The sequence below is a fragment of the Afipia sp. GW822-FHT03D08 genome, assembly GCF_058801645.1.
The window spans coordinates 426523-443096 of the sequence record NZ_JBXANK010000002.1 but is presented as its reverse complement, the minus strand read 5'-3'; the positions used below and the strand labels follow the sequence as shown (position 1 = coordinate 443096).

The window sequence follows — 16574 nt, the reverse complement described above, 5'->3', positions numbered from 1 at the left end:
AAATGCCACAGCCGGACAGACTGGTCTTCATGGCGATATCCGCATGCCCCGCATGCACCAACCCCGCATCTCGGGTGATCGGGAAATGCGCCCTTTCGCTGCTGCCACAACAAAGATACGATTGAGAGATATCGGCGATAGCCGGTAGATGAATTCACCGATCGTATGATCGATTCCATCCATCCTTACGCAAGAACGCGGCAGTACAAGGGAAACGTCATGACCAATCGTATGCAGTTTTATATCGACGGAAGCTGGGTCGACCCCGCCGTCAAGAAGTCCATTCCCGTCGTCAATCCGGCGACGGAAGAAGCGATGTATGAAATTGCCGTTGGATCGAAAGCCGACGTCGACAAGGCTGTCGCTGCTGCCCGCCGCGCGTTCGAAACCTTCTCTCAGACCAGCCGCGAAGAGCGCGTCGCGCTGCTCGAAAAGATTATTGCGGTCTACAAGACCCGGATGAAGGACATCGGCGCTGCGGTGTCCGACGAAATGGGCGCGCCGCTGCCGATGGCGGAGAAGATGCAGGCCGGCGCCGGTCTCGGCCATCTCGTTTCGACGCTCGAAGTTCTCAAGAACTATCAGTTCGAGGAGCCGATCGGCTCAGCCGTCGTGGTTCGCGAACCGGTCGGTGTGATCGGCATGATCACGCCATGGAACTGGCCGCTCAACCAGATCGCCTGCAAGGTCGCGCCTGCGATCGCAGCCGGCTGCACCATGATCCTGAAGCCGTCGGAATATACGCCGTCGTCGGCATTGATCTTCGCTGAAATCCTGCACGAAGCGGGCGTGCCGAAGGGTGTGTTCAACCTGATCAACGGCCTTGGTCCGGATGTCGGCGTTGCCATGAGCGAACATCCCGGGATCGACATGATCTCGTTCACGGGTTCAACCCGCGCCGGCATCGACGTCGCCAAGCGTGCAGCCAACACCGTGAAGCGCGTCAGCCAGGAACTGGGCGGCAAGTCGCCGAACATCATTCTCGACGACGCCGATTTCACCAAGGCTGTGACCGGCGGCGTGGCGCATATGTTCAACAACTCCGGCCAGTCCTGCAACGCGCCGTCGCGCATGATCGTGCCGCAGGCGAAGATCAAGGAGATCGCAGCGATCGCCAAGGCCGTCGCGGACAAGACCAAGGCGGGCGACCCGCGCGCCGAGGGCACCACGATCGGCCCCGTCGTCAACCGCATCCAGTGGGACAAGATTCAAGGTTTGATCCAGAAGGGCATCGACGAGGGCGCCACGCTGGTCGCCGGTGGTCCCGGTCTGCCGGAAGGCGTGAACAAGGGCTTCTACGTTCGCCCGACAATCTTCTCCGATGTCACCAGCGACATGACGATTGCCAACGAGGAAATCTTCGGGCCGGTTCTGGTGATCATGGGCGCGAAGGACGAGGCGGAGGCGGTGAAGATCGCCAACGATACGCCCTATGGTCTTGCAGGTTATGTCTCGGCGGGTACCGTCGAGCGCGCGCGCAAGGTCGGACGTCAGATTCGCGCCGGCAACGTCAACCTCAACGGCGTGCCGAATGAGCGCACCGCGCCATTTGGCGGCTACAAGCAGTCGGGCAACGGCCGCGAGTGGGGCAAGTTCGGCCTCGAGGAGTATCTCGAAGCCAAGGCGATCGCAGGCTTCAACGCAGCCTGAGATTGTCCGCTATGATTTTGCCGGCGCGGGATTGCTCGCGCCGGCATATTTTATTCTAAGGCCAACCTGGATCGGTAAGCACCATGGCGACACGCGACACCGTTGTCTTTGTAGGTCTGGGTCAGATGGGCCTGCCCATGGCGAAGCGCTGCATCGCTGCCGGTTTCAAGGTTCGTGGTGCCGATCCGTCAGGGCCTGCGCGCGATGCGCTTGCCGCGGCGGGCGGAGAAGTCTTTGCGGGCGGACGCGAAGCCGCCAAAAATGCGTCGATCCTGATTACCATGCTGCCGGACAGCCGAATCGTGCGCGAGGCTGTGCTCGGCGAGCAGGGCGTCGCCGATGTCCTTGCGAAGAATGCGCTGATCATCGACATGAGTTCATCGGTGCCTGTCGATACGCAGTCGCTTGGCAAGGATCTTGCCGCGCGCGGGATTGGGCTGATCGATGCGCCGGTGTCCGGCGGCGTCAAGCGCGCCATCGACGGCACCCTGTCGATCATGGCTGGAGGCGATGCTGCGCTTGTCGAGCGGGCGAAGCCTGTGCTGCAAGCCATGGCGAAATCCGTCTTCGCGACCGGCCCGCTTGGCTCGGGCCACGCGATGAAGGCGCTGAACAACTACGTCTCTGCCGCAGGACTCGTCGCAGCCTGCGAAGCGCTGCTGGTCGGCCGACGCTTCGGCTTGCAACCGGACACGGTCATTGACGTCCTCAATGCATCGACCGGCAAGAACAACTCCACCGACGTCAAGATGAAGCAGTTCGTGATCTCGGAGACGTTCGCGTCAGGCTTCTCCCTGGCCTTGATGGCCAAGGATCTGCGCATCGCCGCCGATCTGTCGAAGCTTGTCGGGCTGGATAACTCGAATGCGGAAACCATCGCCGCGTTTTGGGAGAAGGCCAAGTCGGCGCTCGACAAGAATGCCGACCACACCGACATCTATCGATTCATTGCGTCAGCGATTCAGGACCGCTGACGCGCAGACCGATGCTTACTTCAAGGCGCTTTGAACCGCCGCATCGATGACTGCGAGTCCTTTCGCCACATCGCCTGTGATGTGAAGCCGCAGCGCGCGCCGCCCGCGTTCCGCCAGCACACCGAAATCGCCGCGTGCCTGCGCTGCCTCGATGACACCGAAGCTGATCTTCTGGCCGGGTACGTCCAGATCGTCCGCGTTATCCGAAGTGATCTGCAAAAATATGCCGTTGTTCGGGCCGCCTTTGTAGGCCTGTCCGGTGGAATGCAGAAAGCGCGGCCCAAAGCCGACACAGGTTGCGGCCTGTTTACTGTCGCGGATCGTCTTGCGGATATTCTGTATCGCAGCGATGTTGGCGTCGTTGCGGTCGAGATAGGCGAGGGCGGCGATATAATCACCCGCCTTGATGCGTGCGAGGTGGGCCTTGAGCCACGATGCCAGATCGCCATCGGCCCCGGACTTTCGCAATGCGTCTGCATTCGCGGTATCAGTAAAGATTGCAATCGCGCCGTCGGTTGCGACAGCCGTCTCGGCCGGCAACGCGCCTGACGCCTCGAACGCGGACGTCAGCTCTCGCGTCTTCGCTTTTGCGGCTTCCACATCCGGCTGGTCGAACGGATTGACACCCATCACCGCCCCGGCCACTGCGGTGGCGATCTCGAAGCGGAAGAATTCCTGTCCGATATGCGCGGGGCTCGTCACGGTAATGCGGACGACGGGATTGCCGGCGGCTTCCAGCGCAGCCAGCGCTGTTTCACGAGCGCTGTCGCTGTCGTCCTTCAGCCGCAGATCGATGAACACGCGATCCTTGCCGTAAATCTCTGGCTTACCGAGAGGCTCGCCTTCGAGCGGGATCAGCGCCTTGCCGTTCTTGCCGGTGGATTCGGCGATCAGTTGCTCGGCCCATGCGCCGAAATCCGCAATGCGCTTCGATCCTGTGAGCGTGAGCTTGTCGCGGCCGTGCTTGGCGGAAGCGGCGAGTGCGAGGCCAAGCTGAACGCCAGGGTTTTCCGCAGGTGGCACGTCGGGACCGCAGGAACGCACCATCGCGCTCGCGAGACCGAGAAGCTCAGAAATATCGATTCCAGCCGCAGCCGCCGGAACAAGCCCGAACGGCGAGAGCACTGAATAACGGCCGCCGATGGTCGGCTCGCCGTGGAAGATCTGCGCAAAGCCGCGCGCGGTCGCCACCTTTTCAAGCGATGAACCGGGATCGGTCACCGCGACAAAACGCTCTGCGGCCTTTGCACCGGCGCGAACGAAGAAATACTCCATGAGCGCGTTGGGCTCTGTGGTGCCGCCGGATTTGCTCGACACGATGAACAGCGTCTTGTCGAGATTGATCGCGGCTTCGGTTCGGCGAACCTGTGCAGGGTCCGTCGAGTCCAGAATGCGCAGCTTCGGAAAGCCGTCGATCTGGCCATAAGTTTCGGCAAGCACTTCCGGCCCGAGACTCGAGCCGCCCATGCCGAGCACGACGATGTCGGTGAAGTTCTTGCTCTTTACCCAGCCGGAGAATGCGACATAGCGTTCGACTTCGTTCTGCTCGCGCGCGACGACATCGAGCCAGCCGAGCCATTTGGCTTCGTCACCACCGGTCCAAACCTTGGCATCGCGCTGCCACAGCGCGCGAATGGTGCCGTTTGCACGCCAGCGTTCCGACAGTGCCCTGGCGTCCTTCTCGATCTCTGCCGGCAACGTGATGGTCTGCGCGTCGATACGCGAAGCGAGGATTGCCGTCCGCTTCTGCGCGACGGCACCCAGCAGCTTGTCGAAGGCTTCGGCGAACAACTGCACGCCATCGTCGACCAGTGTGTCGGTAATGGCATCAAGCGAAATGCCGCTTTTCGCAAGGTCTGCCAGAACACGCTCGGCGTCAGGAATGTTCTGCTCAAGGCTGTCGCGCGGCTTGCCGTGATCGCGGAAGGCATCGAGGGTCGCGGGCGGCACGGTGTTCACCGTATCGCGTCCAATCAGTTCCTCGACATACAGTACGTCGCTGTAAGCCTTGTTCTTGGTGCCGGTCGAGGCCCAGAGCAGGCGCTGAACCTGCGCGCCTTTCGCCGCAAGCTTCTTCCAACGATCGCTACCGATCACTTTCAGGTAGTGTTGATACGCCAGCTTGGCGTTGGCGATGGCAACCTTGCCCTTGAGCGCTTCGAGCCGGGCCTTTTCATCCCCGCTCGCCGCGGCGATCTTGCCATCGAGTTGATTGTCGACGGCGGTGTCGATGCGGCTGACGAAGAAGCTGGCCACGCTGGCGATGCGCCTGGGATCGCCGCCGCCAGCGACGAATTCCTCTAGGCCGGAGATATAGGCTTCGAGAACTTCCGCGTACATTTTCTGCGAGAACAGCAGCGTGACGTTGATGCTGATGCCTTGCGAGATCAGCGCGCGGATCGCCGGGACGCCCTCCGGGGTGCCGGGCACCTTCACCATCAGATTGTCGCGGCCGACGCTGGTCCAGAGCCGCTGCGCCTCGGCGATGGTGCCTTCGGTATCGCGCGCGAGATATGGCGAGACTTCGAGACTGACGTAGCCGTCCGCGCCTTTCAGGTCGTCATAGACCGAATGCAGCGCATCCGCCGCGCGCTGGATGTCTTCCACTGCGAGCGTTTCATAGAGATCACTCGCCGAACGGTCGCGCTCGCCCAGGAGGGCGGAAACCGCCTCGTCATATTCATTGCTGCCGCCGATCGCTTTCTCGAAGATCGAGGGATTGGATGTGACGCCGCGCACTCCGTCGCTGTCGACCAGCGCCTTGAGTTCGCCGTTGGCGATGAAACCGCGCGCGAGGAAATCGAGCCAGATCGCCTGGCCATGGGTCGTGAGAGCTTTAACTGGGTTCATACCGTCTCTGGGAATTGGCGGAGGGGAGGATGTTGTCGGCTGCAAGGCTTGCTGTTGTCAAAGAATCTCGCGTGTCGATGGTTTCATTCGTCGAGAATAGACCGCTCGTGCGGCGGTATTATAGAGAGTGCCGCTGACGGCCCGATTTTTTACCCGGCCGCCGGAGAAGAATTTCCGCCTGCCGCTTCGGACAGGGGAAGGAATCTCCCCATTTTCTGCCGTCAGGGCAATAACATCCTTAGTTTTTCAGCGATATGGACCATTTCGAGGGGTGCGAATAGATATTTATTCTACAAACGTCACCCTTGTGGTCAAGGAAGTTCCATCATGCCCGGTATCCCGGTCTCCGCTGGTTTTGCGATTGGTCTCGCGTTCGGCGTCGTCGGCCTTCTCAGCGGGTTCTGTCTGATGAGCAGCCTTCGCGACTGGTGGACCGCGAACGATGGCCGCAAGGTCCGCAGCTACGCGTTGGCGCTGGCTATTGCGATCCTGGGAACCCAGCTCGTCGCAGGCGTAGGCCTCGTCGATATCGCCAAGTCGATCTATCTGCAGCCATCATTCTCGGCACCGATGATTTTCGCGGGCGGCCTGCTGTTCGGCTTTGGCATGGTTCTGTCCAATGGTTGCGCTTCGCGTGCGCTCGTTCTCCTCGGCAAGGGCAATCTCCGTTCGCTGGTTGTGATTGCTATCATCGGTATTGCCGCGCAGATGACCCTGAAGGGGCTGATCGCGCCTGCGCGTCTCGCCTTGCTCCAGGCCACCCAGATCACGCCGGCCGCCGTTTCGGCGCCGGCGCTGCTTGCCACCGTGGGCATTGATGAGTTTGTGGCCCGTATCGCCGTGACACTGATTGTGGTCGGCGGCCTGCTGATCTTCGCATTTTCCGACCGCCAGTTCCGCCGTGCTTATGGCCAGATCGCCGCCGGTCTCGCGGTCGGTCTTCTGGTCACCGCCGGATGGCTCGCGACCGGCTGGCTTGGTGCCGATGATTTCAATCCAATTCCGGTGACGTCGCTCTCGTTCGTCTCACCGATTGCCGACACCTTGCAGTACACGATGCTGTCGACCGGCCTGACGCTGAGCTTCGGCGTCGCGCTGGTAGTTGGCGTGCTCTCCGGCAGCGTCCTGACGGCAGTTCTGACCGGGCGCTTCAAGCTTGAGGGCTATACCTCTCCGAGCCACATGGTGCGTTCGATTTCCGGCGCAGCGTTGATGGGCATCGGCGGTGCGATGGCTTACGGCTGCTCGATCGGCCAAGGTCTGACCGGCCTGTCGACGCTCGGCATGCCGTCGTTTATCGCGGTTGCGGGAATCGTGTCGGGCGCAGCGCTCGGCATTCGCGGTGCGGTCGTCATTCCGGCCCTTGCTACGCGCTAAGGAACGCGCGTTCACCGGAACGTTCACGGCGAACAGCTTGTTCTCCCGGCATCGCTCCGGCATTCTCCGGTGCGTTGTCGCAAGAGGCTCGTCATGAATCGCCGCAAACTGATCTACTCCGCTGCATGTGCCGCGCTGGCTTTGGCCATCTCGCATCCAGCCAGTGCGCAGACGAAGGCAAAACCTCCCGAAGACAAGCCGTTCGCCGAACACTTCATCGCGCTGCAGATTTCCGATTCCGATCAGAAGAAGCAGCGGCTGGTGCTGAGTGTGGCCAGCAACCTTCAAAAGGCCTACGGGCAGGACAAGATCGCCATTGAGGTCGTCGCGTTCGGCCCCGGTATCGATCTGCTTCGCGCGGAAAGCGAGAACCGCTCGCTGGTCGATAGCCTCGTCACGCAGGGCGTTCGTTTCGATGTCTGCGGCAATACGCTCGACACCATCGAACGCGAGACCGGACAGCGGCCGAAGACCAATCCGCATGCGATTGAAGTCCAGGTCGGCGTCGGGCAATTGCTGACCTTGAGCGAGGGTGGCTACACCGTTATCCGCCCCTGAGCCTTACTCGGCCGGATCGCTTTTCCCGAGCAGGCTGGCCCAGCGGCGCTGAATGATGTGGCGGGGCGAGCCGTCGACCAGAATGGCGATGCCAAGCCGCGCACCGACAATCATGCCACCAATGGCAAGCGGCGCGGACAGCGCGAGCATCGATCCTGCCGTCAGTCCCTGACCGATGGTGCAACCGCCGGCAAGAATGCCGCCGACGCCCATCAGCACACCGCCACCGAGATGACGGCGCATTTCGTGATCGTCGTCGAATGCTTCCCAGCGCAGTTCGGCTGAACGCCATGCGGCGAACCAAGATCCGGCGACGACGCCGAACACGCTTCCAACACCGAAATCTGCGAAGTTCGTGACGCTCTGCAAGCCGGCGTAAAGCGCCTTGCCGACGGTGGAGACGAACGTGAGGCTCTGCGGCTTCGCCGGACCTGCGAATTCATCCACCCCACATGTCGTGACAATCCACCCGGCGATAATCAACAAGCCGAGCACGATTCCCGCGGACAGAAGCCGCGGCGCGCGGCGCAGCCGAGGATCGCGCAGCGCGAGCCAGCACAGGGCAGCTCCTGCGATCACGGCGAGACCTGCGCGGATATCGATCCCGAGAACCTGCGACGACAGCGATGCAATGTCCGCGCGTGCGCCATCAGGCATCGGCAGCGACAGCGATTCCAGAAACTCGATGCGGAAGCCGGCAAGGATTCCGCGCAGCGTGGCGTAGGCCGCAGCACCCAGCATCAGCACCACAACAAGGCTGCGCAGATCGCCCGTGCCGAGCCGCACCAGCGAGCCGAAGCCGCAGGTGCCGACCATCGCCATGCCGACACCGAACATCACGCTTCCGATCAGGATTGCGACCAGCGGCAAGGCTGCGGGCGTGTAGGTCACAAGGACAGGATCGAGCACGCCGCCAAGAACAAGCGCCTGGGTGCCGAGAATGGCGATGCCGAGCGCCAGCCCGAAAATGCGCAGCCGCCGGCTGTCACCGCCCATCAGCGCATCTTCGATCGCGCCGAATGTGCACAGCCGCGCATGGCGCACGGCGAAGCCCGCGATGACGCCGATGGCGAAACCGCCGAGTGCTTGCATCCAGGCAGACATGTTCTGCATGGCGTTTCTCCCGGACCGGCGCGACGTGAAGCCTTGCGGGCCATGTCGCGTCCGCCTGCCATTGCGGCAGGTTTATTTCTTGTCTGCGGCCTCCACCGGCGCACAGAAAATATCGTAGACCACCGAGATCACCCGGCGGACGTCCTCGTTGGCGAGGCTGTAGTAGATCGTCTTGCCGTCGCGCCGGGTATCGACCATGCCGTCGTAGCGTAGCCGCGCGAGTTGCTGCGAGACTGCCGATTGCCGCAGCGACAGAATGTTCTCAAGCTCGGTGACCGACCGTTCGCGTTCGGCCAGCAGGCAGAGCAGCAGCAGCCGGTTCTCATGCGACAAGGCTTTGAGAAAGTTGCTGGCCTTGCGTGCCTTGCGCATCAACTGGTCGAGTTCGGGCGAATATTCCGCGCCGTCGCGAAGCTCGGTTTCCAGTTCGGATGAAAGGATCGATGTCATAGGCGTGGCTTTCAAGCGGTGGATCAGATTCGGTTCAGTTCGCGCGCCGCGGTCTGCAGCTTCGCCGCAAGCGCGTCGAGCAATCCCCAGAACGCATTGTCATTGCTGTAGCCGGTGATGCGGCCGATCTCACGGCCGTTGTCCACCACGATGAAGGTCGGCGTGAAGCGGACCGGCGAGGCGAGGGCGATGCCGCTCATCTTCTGTTGCTGGATATCGACGCGGCGGAGCGGAAGCGCTTTGGCTTCGTCAGTCTTTTCATAGAGCGCGCCGACATCGCGTTCCCAGCGCTGGCAATAGACGCAGCCAGCCTGCTCGAACATCACGAGTTCGGCGGCCTGCGCAATGCCACACCACAGCACCGTTGTTGAAAGTGCAGCGGCGGCGACGGTTTTTGCGAGCGTTTGTCCCGGCATGTGATACATATACACGAATTCGCATGTATCTACCAGAGCCGGAAAATCCGTGGTTTCTTCCATTTCTATTGCCGGGGCGCTGGGAGCGGGGGTGCTGTCGTTCCTTTCGCCCTGCGTTTTGCCGCTGGTGCCGCCGTATCTGTGTTTTCTGGCGGGCATCAGCCTCGATGACCTGACGCACGAGGACAAACGCGGCTGGCGGCCGGACTGGCGCGTGGTCGCGCTGTCCTTCGCCTTCGTGCTCGGCTTTGCCACGGTGTTCGTCGCGCTCGGCGCATCGGCGTCCGCACTGGGCAAAACCGTCACCGCCTACTTCGACACGCTCGCCATTGTTGCGGGTGTGATCATCATCATTCTCGGTCTGCATTTTCTCGGGGTCTTTCGGATCGGACTCCTGTTTCGCGAAGCGCGATTTCAGAACGTCTCGAAACCCGCAGGATTTTTGGGTGCCTATATCGTCGGCCTCGCCTTCGCGTTCGGCTGGACGCCCTGTGTGGGGCCGGTACTGGCCGCGATCCTCGTGGTCGCTGGCATCGAGGGATCGGCGGCGCGGGGTGCGCTGCTGCTCGGGGCCTATGCGCTCGGAATCGGCATTCCGTTCATGCTGGCGTCGCTGTTCTCCGGGCCGTTCATGCGGATGATGGCGCGGCTGCGCGGCCACATGGAGACTATCGAAAAGGTGATCGGCGGCGCTCTTGTGCTGACCGGCGTGCTGTTTTTGACTGGCGGGATGCCGCGCATCGCCGGCTGGCTGCTGGAAACATTTCCGGTGTTTGGATCGGTCGGTTGACGCGACAGAGGGAGGCTTAATTGCCCAATAACAAGACTCATCTCACCCGGCGGCACGCCATCGCCGCGCTCGGCATGGGCGCTCTGAGCCTGCGCGCCGCGCCAGCCTTCGCAAAGGCGACGCTCGGTGACGATGGCATCTATCATATGGACTGGTATCTTGAGAGCTTCCTCGACGTGTCCGAGGATCTCACCGGCGCGACGGCGAAGGGCAAACGCTTTGCGATCATGTGGGGCCTCAAGGGCTGCCCGGCCTGCAAGCGGATGCATGAGGTGCATATGGTGGACCCGAAGATCGAGGGTTACATCCGCGACAATTTCGAGATCCTTCATCTCAATCATATCGGCGCGCGCGAAGTGACTGATTTCGATGGGCGCAAGCGCAGCGAGAAGGCGTTCGGCGAGGCCTACGGCATTCGCTTCACGCCGACCATCCAGTTTTTCCCCGAGAAGGCTGACGGACTCGCTGCGTTGAAGGGGCAGGCGCGGGAAGTGGCGCGTATGCCGGGCCTGTTGGAGCCCATCGAATTCCTCGCCATGTTTCGTTACGTGCGCGAGAAGGGTTACGAGTCGTCGCCGTTCCCGGAATGGCTCAAGCGCCAGGCGTGACTTTTTTCCATCGCACTCGATGTTCAGCGGACATCCCGCACCATTCTCAATTCGTCATGGCCGGGCTTGACCCGGCCATCCACGACTATCTCAAGGTTGGCAAGCAAGGCGTGGATCACCGGGTCAAGCCCGGTGATGACAATCGTAGGTGTTGCACTTGCGTACGTCACATCGCATTCCGATTCAATTTTCAAACAGCCACTTCTAAACAGCCACGCATGATTGCTCTCGCGATTGATCGCGAGTTGATCTGTGAAACTCGCCCCACAAACAACGAGGGGCATGGAGCGCCGCGAGGCGCACCTTGTCTTCGTTTCGCTTCCGGCATCGCGTGCGAAGCGATGTGAGGTCCGAAAGCGCATCGCCTTGCGGCGCTCCATTGCGGGACTTTGGGCGAGGGGACCGTACTTCCGGGTGCGGACGGGGGAGGTTACTCGACCTCTGATCCGGACGGCTTTCGCCGCCTTCGTCCGCTCCGCGTCCAGCCGGCGAACGGCAGAGCCACATAGTTGGCCCGGACGGTGACCCCAGCCTCCCGGGCGCGTGTGTGCGAGACACGCGCGCAGGCGCCGCATCCTGCTCCGCTTCAAAGCGCCCTCGAGAAGCGCCCCTCACGAGCAGGACGTGCCGAACATAAGCGCGCTTCAGAACACGAGGATGCGTATCCCCATCACGAAATGTTGCAGCCATCTGCGCGATACTATCCGCCGTCATTCCGGGGCGCGCGTTGCGCGAGCCCGGAATCCATCGCGGTGTTGGAGAAATGGATTCCGGGTTCGCGCGAAGAGGCGCGCCCCGGAATGACAGAAACAACAGCTGTATCGCTCTGCTTGACCGTGTCCCTGCATCACCACGATATGCGGTGGTTATGGGTCCCCGCTTTCGCGGGGACGACATCGAATGTTTGGTGAGTGCGCCGCCTCAAAAATCCAGCTTGTCGCTGATCGCCGCGATGCCGGCCTTGGCGCAGGCCTCGTCCGCATCGCCGCCCGGTGCACCCGACACGCCGATGCCGCCGAGCATCGTGCCGCCGGCTTCGATCACCACGCCGCCGCCGATCAGCACCACATTGGGAAGCTGGCGCAGGCCCTGCATCGCGGGCGCCTGTGTTGCGGCGACAAGATCGGTGGTGTTGCTCTTGAAGCTGACCGCGGTCCACGCCTTGCCGGTGGCCGTGGGCGGCGTGTGCGCACCCGCGAAGCGATCGCGCAGCATCACCTGCGGCGTGCCGGAACGATCGACCACCGCAACCGACACCTGGTAGCCGCGTTTGCGGCAATCATTGAGCGCCGCCTTCGCCGCGTCGAGCGCGATCTCGGGGTTGAGCGACTTGGTGGCGACGGTCGCGTCCTGCGCACGCGACGGAGCCGAGGCGAGGGCGCAGACAGCCGCGATCGCCAGCAGAGTGTGTATCTTCATCCCGTTATCTCCGCCTGGCTTGCAGCCGGCCTACTTGTTGACCGGCGATTCCGGATCGAACAGCAGCGCGACAAGATCCTTGATCTGCTGCTCGCTCAGCACCTTGTTCGCGCCGAAGCGCGGCATGTTGGAGCATGCGAACACGGCCTGCGAATCGTAGATCTTGGTGAAAGCGTTCTTGATCTCGTCCGGTGCGTATTTGCGGTCCTTGCCGTAGTTGGTCAGGCTTGGCCCGAGCGTGCCGAAGGAGACTTCGGACTTTTCCAACTGATGGCAGGCGTAGCAGTTGCCGCCCGCGACCGTGTCCGGTGGATCGGAGAACTGCCCGCCCCGGCCGTTGTTGGCGACCTTGCGGCCTTCCTTCCAGTCGCCGAGGAATTTTCCGTCGGCGGGATAGACGACCTTGGCAAGCTCACGCTGCACGATCTTGTCGGCTTCCGCCGAAGGCACGTTGTTGTGATAGGCGTTGCAGGTCTTCAGCGTCTCGTCGGGAACGATGCGCTCCTGCCATTCCGGCGGCGCCTTGCCGAATGTCGCCTTCACATAGGCATCGACGATGGCGGGATCGATGGTCTTCGGCGCGGTCTGCGCGGATGCGGAGAACGGCAGGGCGATAAAACCAGCGGCGAGAACCAGCGCGGTGATCTTGATTGTCTTTGTCATGATGCGCTCCTCTCTCAACGCTTGATCGACGGGACGTTGATTTCGCCGCCCGCGGCCTGTTTCTGCAGGAACACGGTCAGCGCGGTGAGGGCGTCGGAGGCATATTCAGGCACCGGCCAGCGCTGCTGCCGGTAACAGTCCCACAGCCGGTGCTGCATGGTGCGCAGCGCGCCCTGCGACACGCGATATGTCGGCCAGCTCGCCATGGTTTCCTGCGGCAGCTTGCCGGGCTTCGACAGGTCCGGCAGACCCTGAAGCCGGATGCGCTTGCCTTCCTCCGCATGGCAAGTCGAGCAGGAGAAATCGTTCACGCCGCCGCGCCGATAGAACAGCGCTTCGCCGACCGCAGCCATTTCCTGCTCTTTCGGATGGCTGAGCGGAATGTCGATCTTCATGCCGTTCGACTTGTTGGCGATGTAGGCGACGAGGTCTTCCATGTCGGAGGGCTTGCCCGGGCCGGAAAAGCGGCGCGCGATCACGTCCTTGGTGTCCAGACCCTGGATGTTGGTCATGCACCACAGCAGGCGCTGCTCAAGGTCCATCACCTTGTCGGCGTCCTTGAAGTAACGCGGCATCTTTGCAAACGCGCCTTCCAGCTTGCCTGGGCCCTGACCGAGATCGCAGGTCTCGAGCGATACGTCCTTGGTGCCGCGCTTCTGGCTCCAGAGCACTTCGCCGCGATCGACCGCGAGATAACCGGGGTTGGACATTGGATCGGAAATCATCGCGCGATAGCGCTCGATTTCCTTTTCGCTGGCGTCCTGCGCCAGAGCAGGGGCGCTCGATGCGCACATCAAAATCGCAAAGGCGATTGCCGACCGAATCGTGGTCCGTCTCATTTTTGTCCCTCCCTCCGTCAGACCGTCTGCGCGGTCTTGTCGGTTCCCGGATTGCTCTGATGCACCAAGCCGATGCTGCTTTCGGATTGCCACACTAGAACATCTTTACATTCAAGAAAAAGAATATAATGATGTGAGCGGATCATGATAGATCAGGCTTGGCATCGTCAAGCGATACTATCGTCAAGGGATGCACAAGACTCCCGCAGGAGGAATCATTGATGAATTTGAAGTTCACTGAACCAACGCGCCGTGACGCGCTGACGCTCGCAGCGATCGCGGGTTTGACCGCTGTGCTCGCGCCGAAGATGGTGTTCGCGGATGAAGCGGCCGTCGCCGCCGAAATCAAGAAACTGTACGGCGACAAGAAGCTCGACAGCGGCAAGATCAAGCTCGATGTGCCGGAGATCGCGGAGAACGGTCTCGTGGTACCGGTCAATGTCGAGGTCGAAAGCCCGATGACAGATTCGGATTACGTGAAGGCGGTGCATGTGTTCGCCGACGGCAATCCGCTGCCGGGCGTCGTGACCTACAAGTTCACGCCGGCCTGCGGCAAGGCATCCGCCTCGACCCGCATGCGCCTCGCGCAGACCCAGAACATCGTGTGCGTCGCCGAGATGTCGAACGGCGCGCTCTACACCACAAAAGCCAATGTGAAAGTGACCATCGGCGGCTGCGGCGGCTAATCGGATCACTTAAGAAAAAATTCAGGCGAGGATATTTCCATGGCCAATGCACCCACACCGCGCGTTCGCGTTCCTGCCACTGCGAAGGCGGGCGAACTGATCGAAATCAAAACCCTCATTTCCCACGAAATGGAGTCCGGCCAGCGCAAGGATTCGGCCGGCAAGGTCGTGCCGCGCAAGATCATCAACAAGTTCACCGCGACCTTCAACGGCAAGCCGGTATTCGAGGCGGACTGGAATCCGGCGATCTCGGCCAATCCATACCAGTCGTTCTTCTACAAGGCGTCCGAGACCGGCGAGTTCACCTTCACCTGGAAGGATGACGACGGCTCGGAATACACCGCCAAGAACAAGCTGACGGTGGGTTGATCTTTTCCCCACGGCGCGATGCCGTGCGGGCGCAAGCTTTCTGAAAATCGTTTCCCTCGGATGAGGGGACAAAGGTGGTCTGATGATATCGAGGCGGGAATTCCTGCAGGCGAGCGCGGCTGCGTCTGCGCTCACGATCGGCAGCGGACTGGGTCCGCTCGGGCGTGTCGCCGCCCAGCAGAAGCTGACGCAGGCGGACATTCTCAAGTTCGATCCGCTCGGTACGGTGACCATCCTCTATGTCGCGGACAATCATGCGCAGTTGATGCCGATGTATTTCCGCGAACCGTCGGTCAATCTCGGCGTCGGCGCGGACAAGGGCCTGCCGCCGCATCTCACCGACGAAGCGTTCCGCAAATACTTCAACATTGCTGCCGGCTCCGCCGATGCCTATGCGCTCACCTCGGATGATTTCGTGGCGCTGGCGCGCAACTACGGCCGCATGGGCGGCATGGACCGTGTTGCGACCCTCATCAATGCGGTGCGCGGCGAGCGCGGCGAGGACAAGGTGCTGCTGCTCGACGGCGGCGACACCTGGCAGGGGAGCTGGACCTCGCTGCAGACCAAGGCGCAGGACATGGTCGATGTCATGTCGGCGCTGAAAGTCGATGCCATGGTCGGCCACTGGGAATTCACCTACGGCGCAGAGCGCGTCAAGGAGATCGCGGACAAGGCGCCGTTCGCATTCCTCGCGCAGAACATCCGCGACAACGAGTGGCAGGAGCCGGTGTTCGAGCCGCGCAAGATGTTCGAGAAGGGCGGCGCGAAGATCGCCGTGATTGGACAGGCGCTGCCGCGCACGGCGGTGGCCAATCCGCGCTGGATGTTCCCGAAATGGGAGTTCGGCATCCGCGAAGAGGATATGCAAAAGCAGGTGGATGAGGCGCGGGCCGAGGGCGCGCAGATTGTCGTGCTGCTCTCGCATAACGGCTTCGACGTCGACCGCAAGCTCGCAGGCCGCGTCAAGGGCCTCGACGTGATCCTGACCGCGCATACCCATGACGCGATGCCGGGTCTCGTGCGCGTCGGCGACACCGTGCTGGTCGCGACCGGGTCGCACGGCAAGTTCGTCTCGCGCCTCGACATTGAGGTGAAGGACAGGAAGGTCGCGGGCGTCCGCTTCAAGCTGATGCCGGTGTTCACCGATGCGATCAAGCCGGATGCCGCGATGAGCGCGCTGGTGGAAAAGGTGAGGGCGCCGTTCGCCAAGGATCTGGCGCGTGTGATCGGCAAGACGGATTCGCTGCTCTATCGCCGCGGCAATTTCAACGGCACCTTCGACGATCTGATCTGCGATGCGATGCTTGCTGAGCGCGATGCGGAGATCGCGCTGTCGCCGGGCTTCCGCTGGGGCGGGACGCTCGTTCCGGACAGCCCGATCACATGGGAAGACGTCACCAACGCCACGGCCATCACCTATCCGAATTGCTATCGCAACCAGATGACCGGCGCGCAGCTCAAGGAAATCCTTGAAGACGTCGCCGACAACATCTTCCATCCCGATCCGTACTTCCAGGGCGGCGGCGACATGGTCCGCATCGGCGGCATGGGTTATTCCATCGATGTGTCGAAGCCGATGGGCTCGCGCATTTCCGATCTCACCCATCTGAAATCCGGCAAGCCGATCGATGCGGCCAAGAGCTACACGGTCGCGGGCTGGGCCAGCGTCAACGAAGGCACGCAGGGTCCGCCGATCTGGGACGTGGTGTCGGCGCATATTTCCAAGCGCGGCACGGTGAAGGTCGAGCCGAACACCGCTGTCAAAGTCTCAGGCGCGTAAGCGAGAGAGTTCGCATGCACACTCACGCCCAA

17 protein-coding genes are annotated in these 16574 nt (G+C 61.9%); 9 read left to right on the top strand and 8 right to left on the bottom strand.

Annotated elements, in window-relative coordinates:
• Window positions 1–219: 219 nt before the first annotated feature.
• Window positions 220–1650, top strand: a complete 1431-nt coding sequence (locus AC1RM7_RS17040) for an aldehyde dehydrogenase family protein (protein ID WP_024919736.1) — start codon at window positions 220–222, stop codon at window positions 1648–1650.
• 83 nt (window positions 1651–1733) lie between these two features.
• Window positions 1734–2624: an NAD(P)-dependent oxidoreductase gene (locus tag AC1RM7_RS17035; RefSeq protein WP_024919735.1), complete on the top strand. Its 891-nt coding sequence runs from the start codon at window positions 1734–1736 to the stop codon at window positions 2622–2624.
• A gap of 15 nt (window positions 2625–2639) precedes the next feature.
• Here AC1RM7_RS17035 and AC1RM7_RS17030 read toward each other — a convergent pair whose 3' ends face one another.
• Window positions 2640–5474, bottom strand: coding sequence for a bifunctional transaldolase/phosoglucose isomerase (locus tag AC1RM7_RS17030; protein WP_024919734.1), 2835 nt, complete (start codon window positions 5472–5474; stop codon window positions 2640–2642).
• A gap of 327 nt (window positions 5475–5801) precedes the next feature.
• Here AC1RM7_RS17030 and AC1RM7_RS17025 point away from each other — a divergent pair, with 327 nt between their 5' ends.
• Window positions 5802–6851: a YeeE/YedE family protein gene (locus AC1RM7_RS17025; RefSeq protein WP_024919733.1), complete on the top strand. Its 1050-nt coding sequence runs from the start codon at window positions 5802–5804 to the stop codon at window positions 6849–6851.
• A 93-nt stretch (window positions 6852–6944) separates the two neighbouring features.
• A complete protein-coding gene (locus AC1RM7_RS17020) occupies window positions 6945–7409 on the top strand; it encodes a DsrE family protein (RefSeq protein WP_024919732.1) in 465 nt (154 codons plus the stop codon).
• 3 nt (window positions 7410–7412) lie between these two features.
• On the opposite strand, the gene AC1RM7_RS17015 is transcribed toward AC1RM7_RS17020, so the two are convergent.
• From AC1RM7_RS17015 to AC1RM7_RS17005, 3 genes are all read right to left on the bottom strand, one after another.
• Window positions 7413–8522, bottom strand: a complete 1110-nt coding sequence (locus AC1RM7_RS17015) for a YeeE/YedE family protein (RefSeq protein ID WP_024919731.1) — start codon at window positions 8520–8522, stop codon at window positions 7413–7415.
• A 72-nt stretch (window positions 8523–8594) separates the two neighbouring features.
• Window positions 8595–8972: an ArsR/SmtB family transcription factor gene (locus AC1RM7_RS17010; protein WP_006019580.1), complete on the bottom strand. Its 378-nt coding sequence runs from the start codon at window positions 8970–8972 to the stop codon at window positions 8595–8597.
• 23 nt (window positions 8973–8995) lie between these two features.
• Window positions 8996–9451, bottom strand: a complete 456-nt coding sequence (locus tag AC1RM7_RS17005) for a thioredoxin fold domain-containing protein (protein ID WP_034460337.1) — start codon at window positions 9449–9451, stop codon at window positions 8996–8998.
• Between AC1RM7_RS17005 and AC1RM7_RS17000 the strand changes: the two genes are divergently transcribed.
• Window positions 9438–10178, top strand: coding sequence for a cytochrome c biogenesis CcdA family protein (locus tag AC1RM7_RS17000; RefSeq protein ID WP_024919729.1), 741 nt, complete (start codon window positions 9438–9440; stop codon window positions 10176–10178). The two genes, AC1RM7_RS17005 and AC1RM7_RS17000, sit on opposite strands and share 14 nt — an antisense overlap.
• A 20-nt stretch (window positions 10179–10198) precedes the next feature.
• On the top strand, window positions 10199–10786 hold the full coding sequence (locus AC1RM7_RS16995) for a SoxW family protein (RefSeq protein ID WP_024919728.1): 588 nt from the start codon (window positions 10199–10201) through the stop codon (window positions 10784–10786).
• Window positions 10787–10809: 23 nt separating this feature from the next.
• Here the strand turns inward: AC1RM7_RS16995 and AC1RM7_RS16990 are convergent, their stop codons facing one another.
• The 4 genes from AC1RM7_RS16990 to soxA all read right to left on the bottom strand — a co-directional run bounded on the left by AC1RM7_RS16990 (window position 10810) and on the right by soxA (window position 13707).
• Window positions 10810–11166, bottom strand: a complete 357-nt coding sequence (locus AC1RM7_RS16990; RefSeq protein ID WP_161638786.1) for a hypothetical protein — start codon at window positions 11164–11166, stop codon at window positions 10810–10812.
• Window positions 11167–11707: 541 nt separating this feature from the next.
• Window positions 11708–12205, bottom strand: coding sequence for a GlcG/HbpS family heme-binding protein (locus AC1RM7_RS16985; RefSeq protein WP_024919727.1), 498 nt, complete (start codon window positions 12203–12205; stop codon window positions 11708–11710).
• 30 nt (window positions 12206–12235) lie between these two features.
• Window positions 12236–12868 (bottom strand): sulfur oxidation c-type cytochrome SoxX, encoded by a 633-nt coding sequence (soxX, locus tag AC1RM7_RS16980; RefSeq protein ID WP_024919726.1) that lies wholly within the window; start codon window positions 12866–12868, stop codon window positions 12236–12238.
• Window positions 12869–12882: 14 nt separating this feature from the next.
• Complete coding sequence (gene soxA / locus AC1RM7_RS16975; RefSeq protein WP_006019586.1) at window positions 12883–13707, bottom strand: sulfur oxidation c-type cytochrome SoxA; 825 nt, start codon at window positions 13705–13707, stop codon at window positions 12883–12885.
• 221 nt (window positions 13708–13928) lie between these two features.
• On the opposite strand from soxA, the gene soxY reads away from it, so the two are divergent.
• The 3 genes from soxY (at window position 13929) to soxB (ending at window position 16542) form a co-directional block, all read left to right on the top strand.
• Window positions 13929–14393 carry a thiosulfate oxidation carrier protein SoxY gene (gene soxY / locus AC1RM7_RS16970; RefSeq protein WP_006019587.1) on the top strand — a complete coding sequence of 155 codons (465 nt, stop codon included), beginning with the start codon at window positions 13929–13931 and terminating at the stop codon, window positions 14391–14393.
• Between the two features lie 39 nt (window positions 14394–14432).
• Window positions 14433–14762 (top strand): thiosulfate oxidation carrier complex protein SoxZ, encoded by a 330-nt coding sequence (gene soxZ / locus AC1RM7_RS16965; protein ID WP_024919725.1) that lies wholly within the window; start codon window positions 14433–14435, stop codon window positions 14760–14762.
• Window positions 14763–14844: 82 nt separating this feature from the next.
• Window positions 14845–16542 carry a thiosulfohydrolase SoxB gene (soxB, locus tag AC1RM7_RS16960; RefSeq protein ID WP_024919724.1) on the top strand — a complete coding sequence of 566 codons (1698 nt, stop codon included), beginning with the start codon at window positions 14845–14847 and terminating at the stop codon, window positions 16540–16542.
• The last annotated feature ends 32 nt before the right edge of the window (window positions 16543–16574 follow it).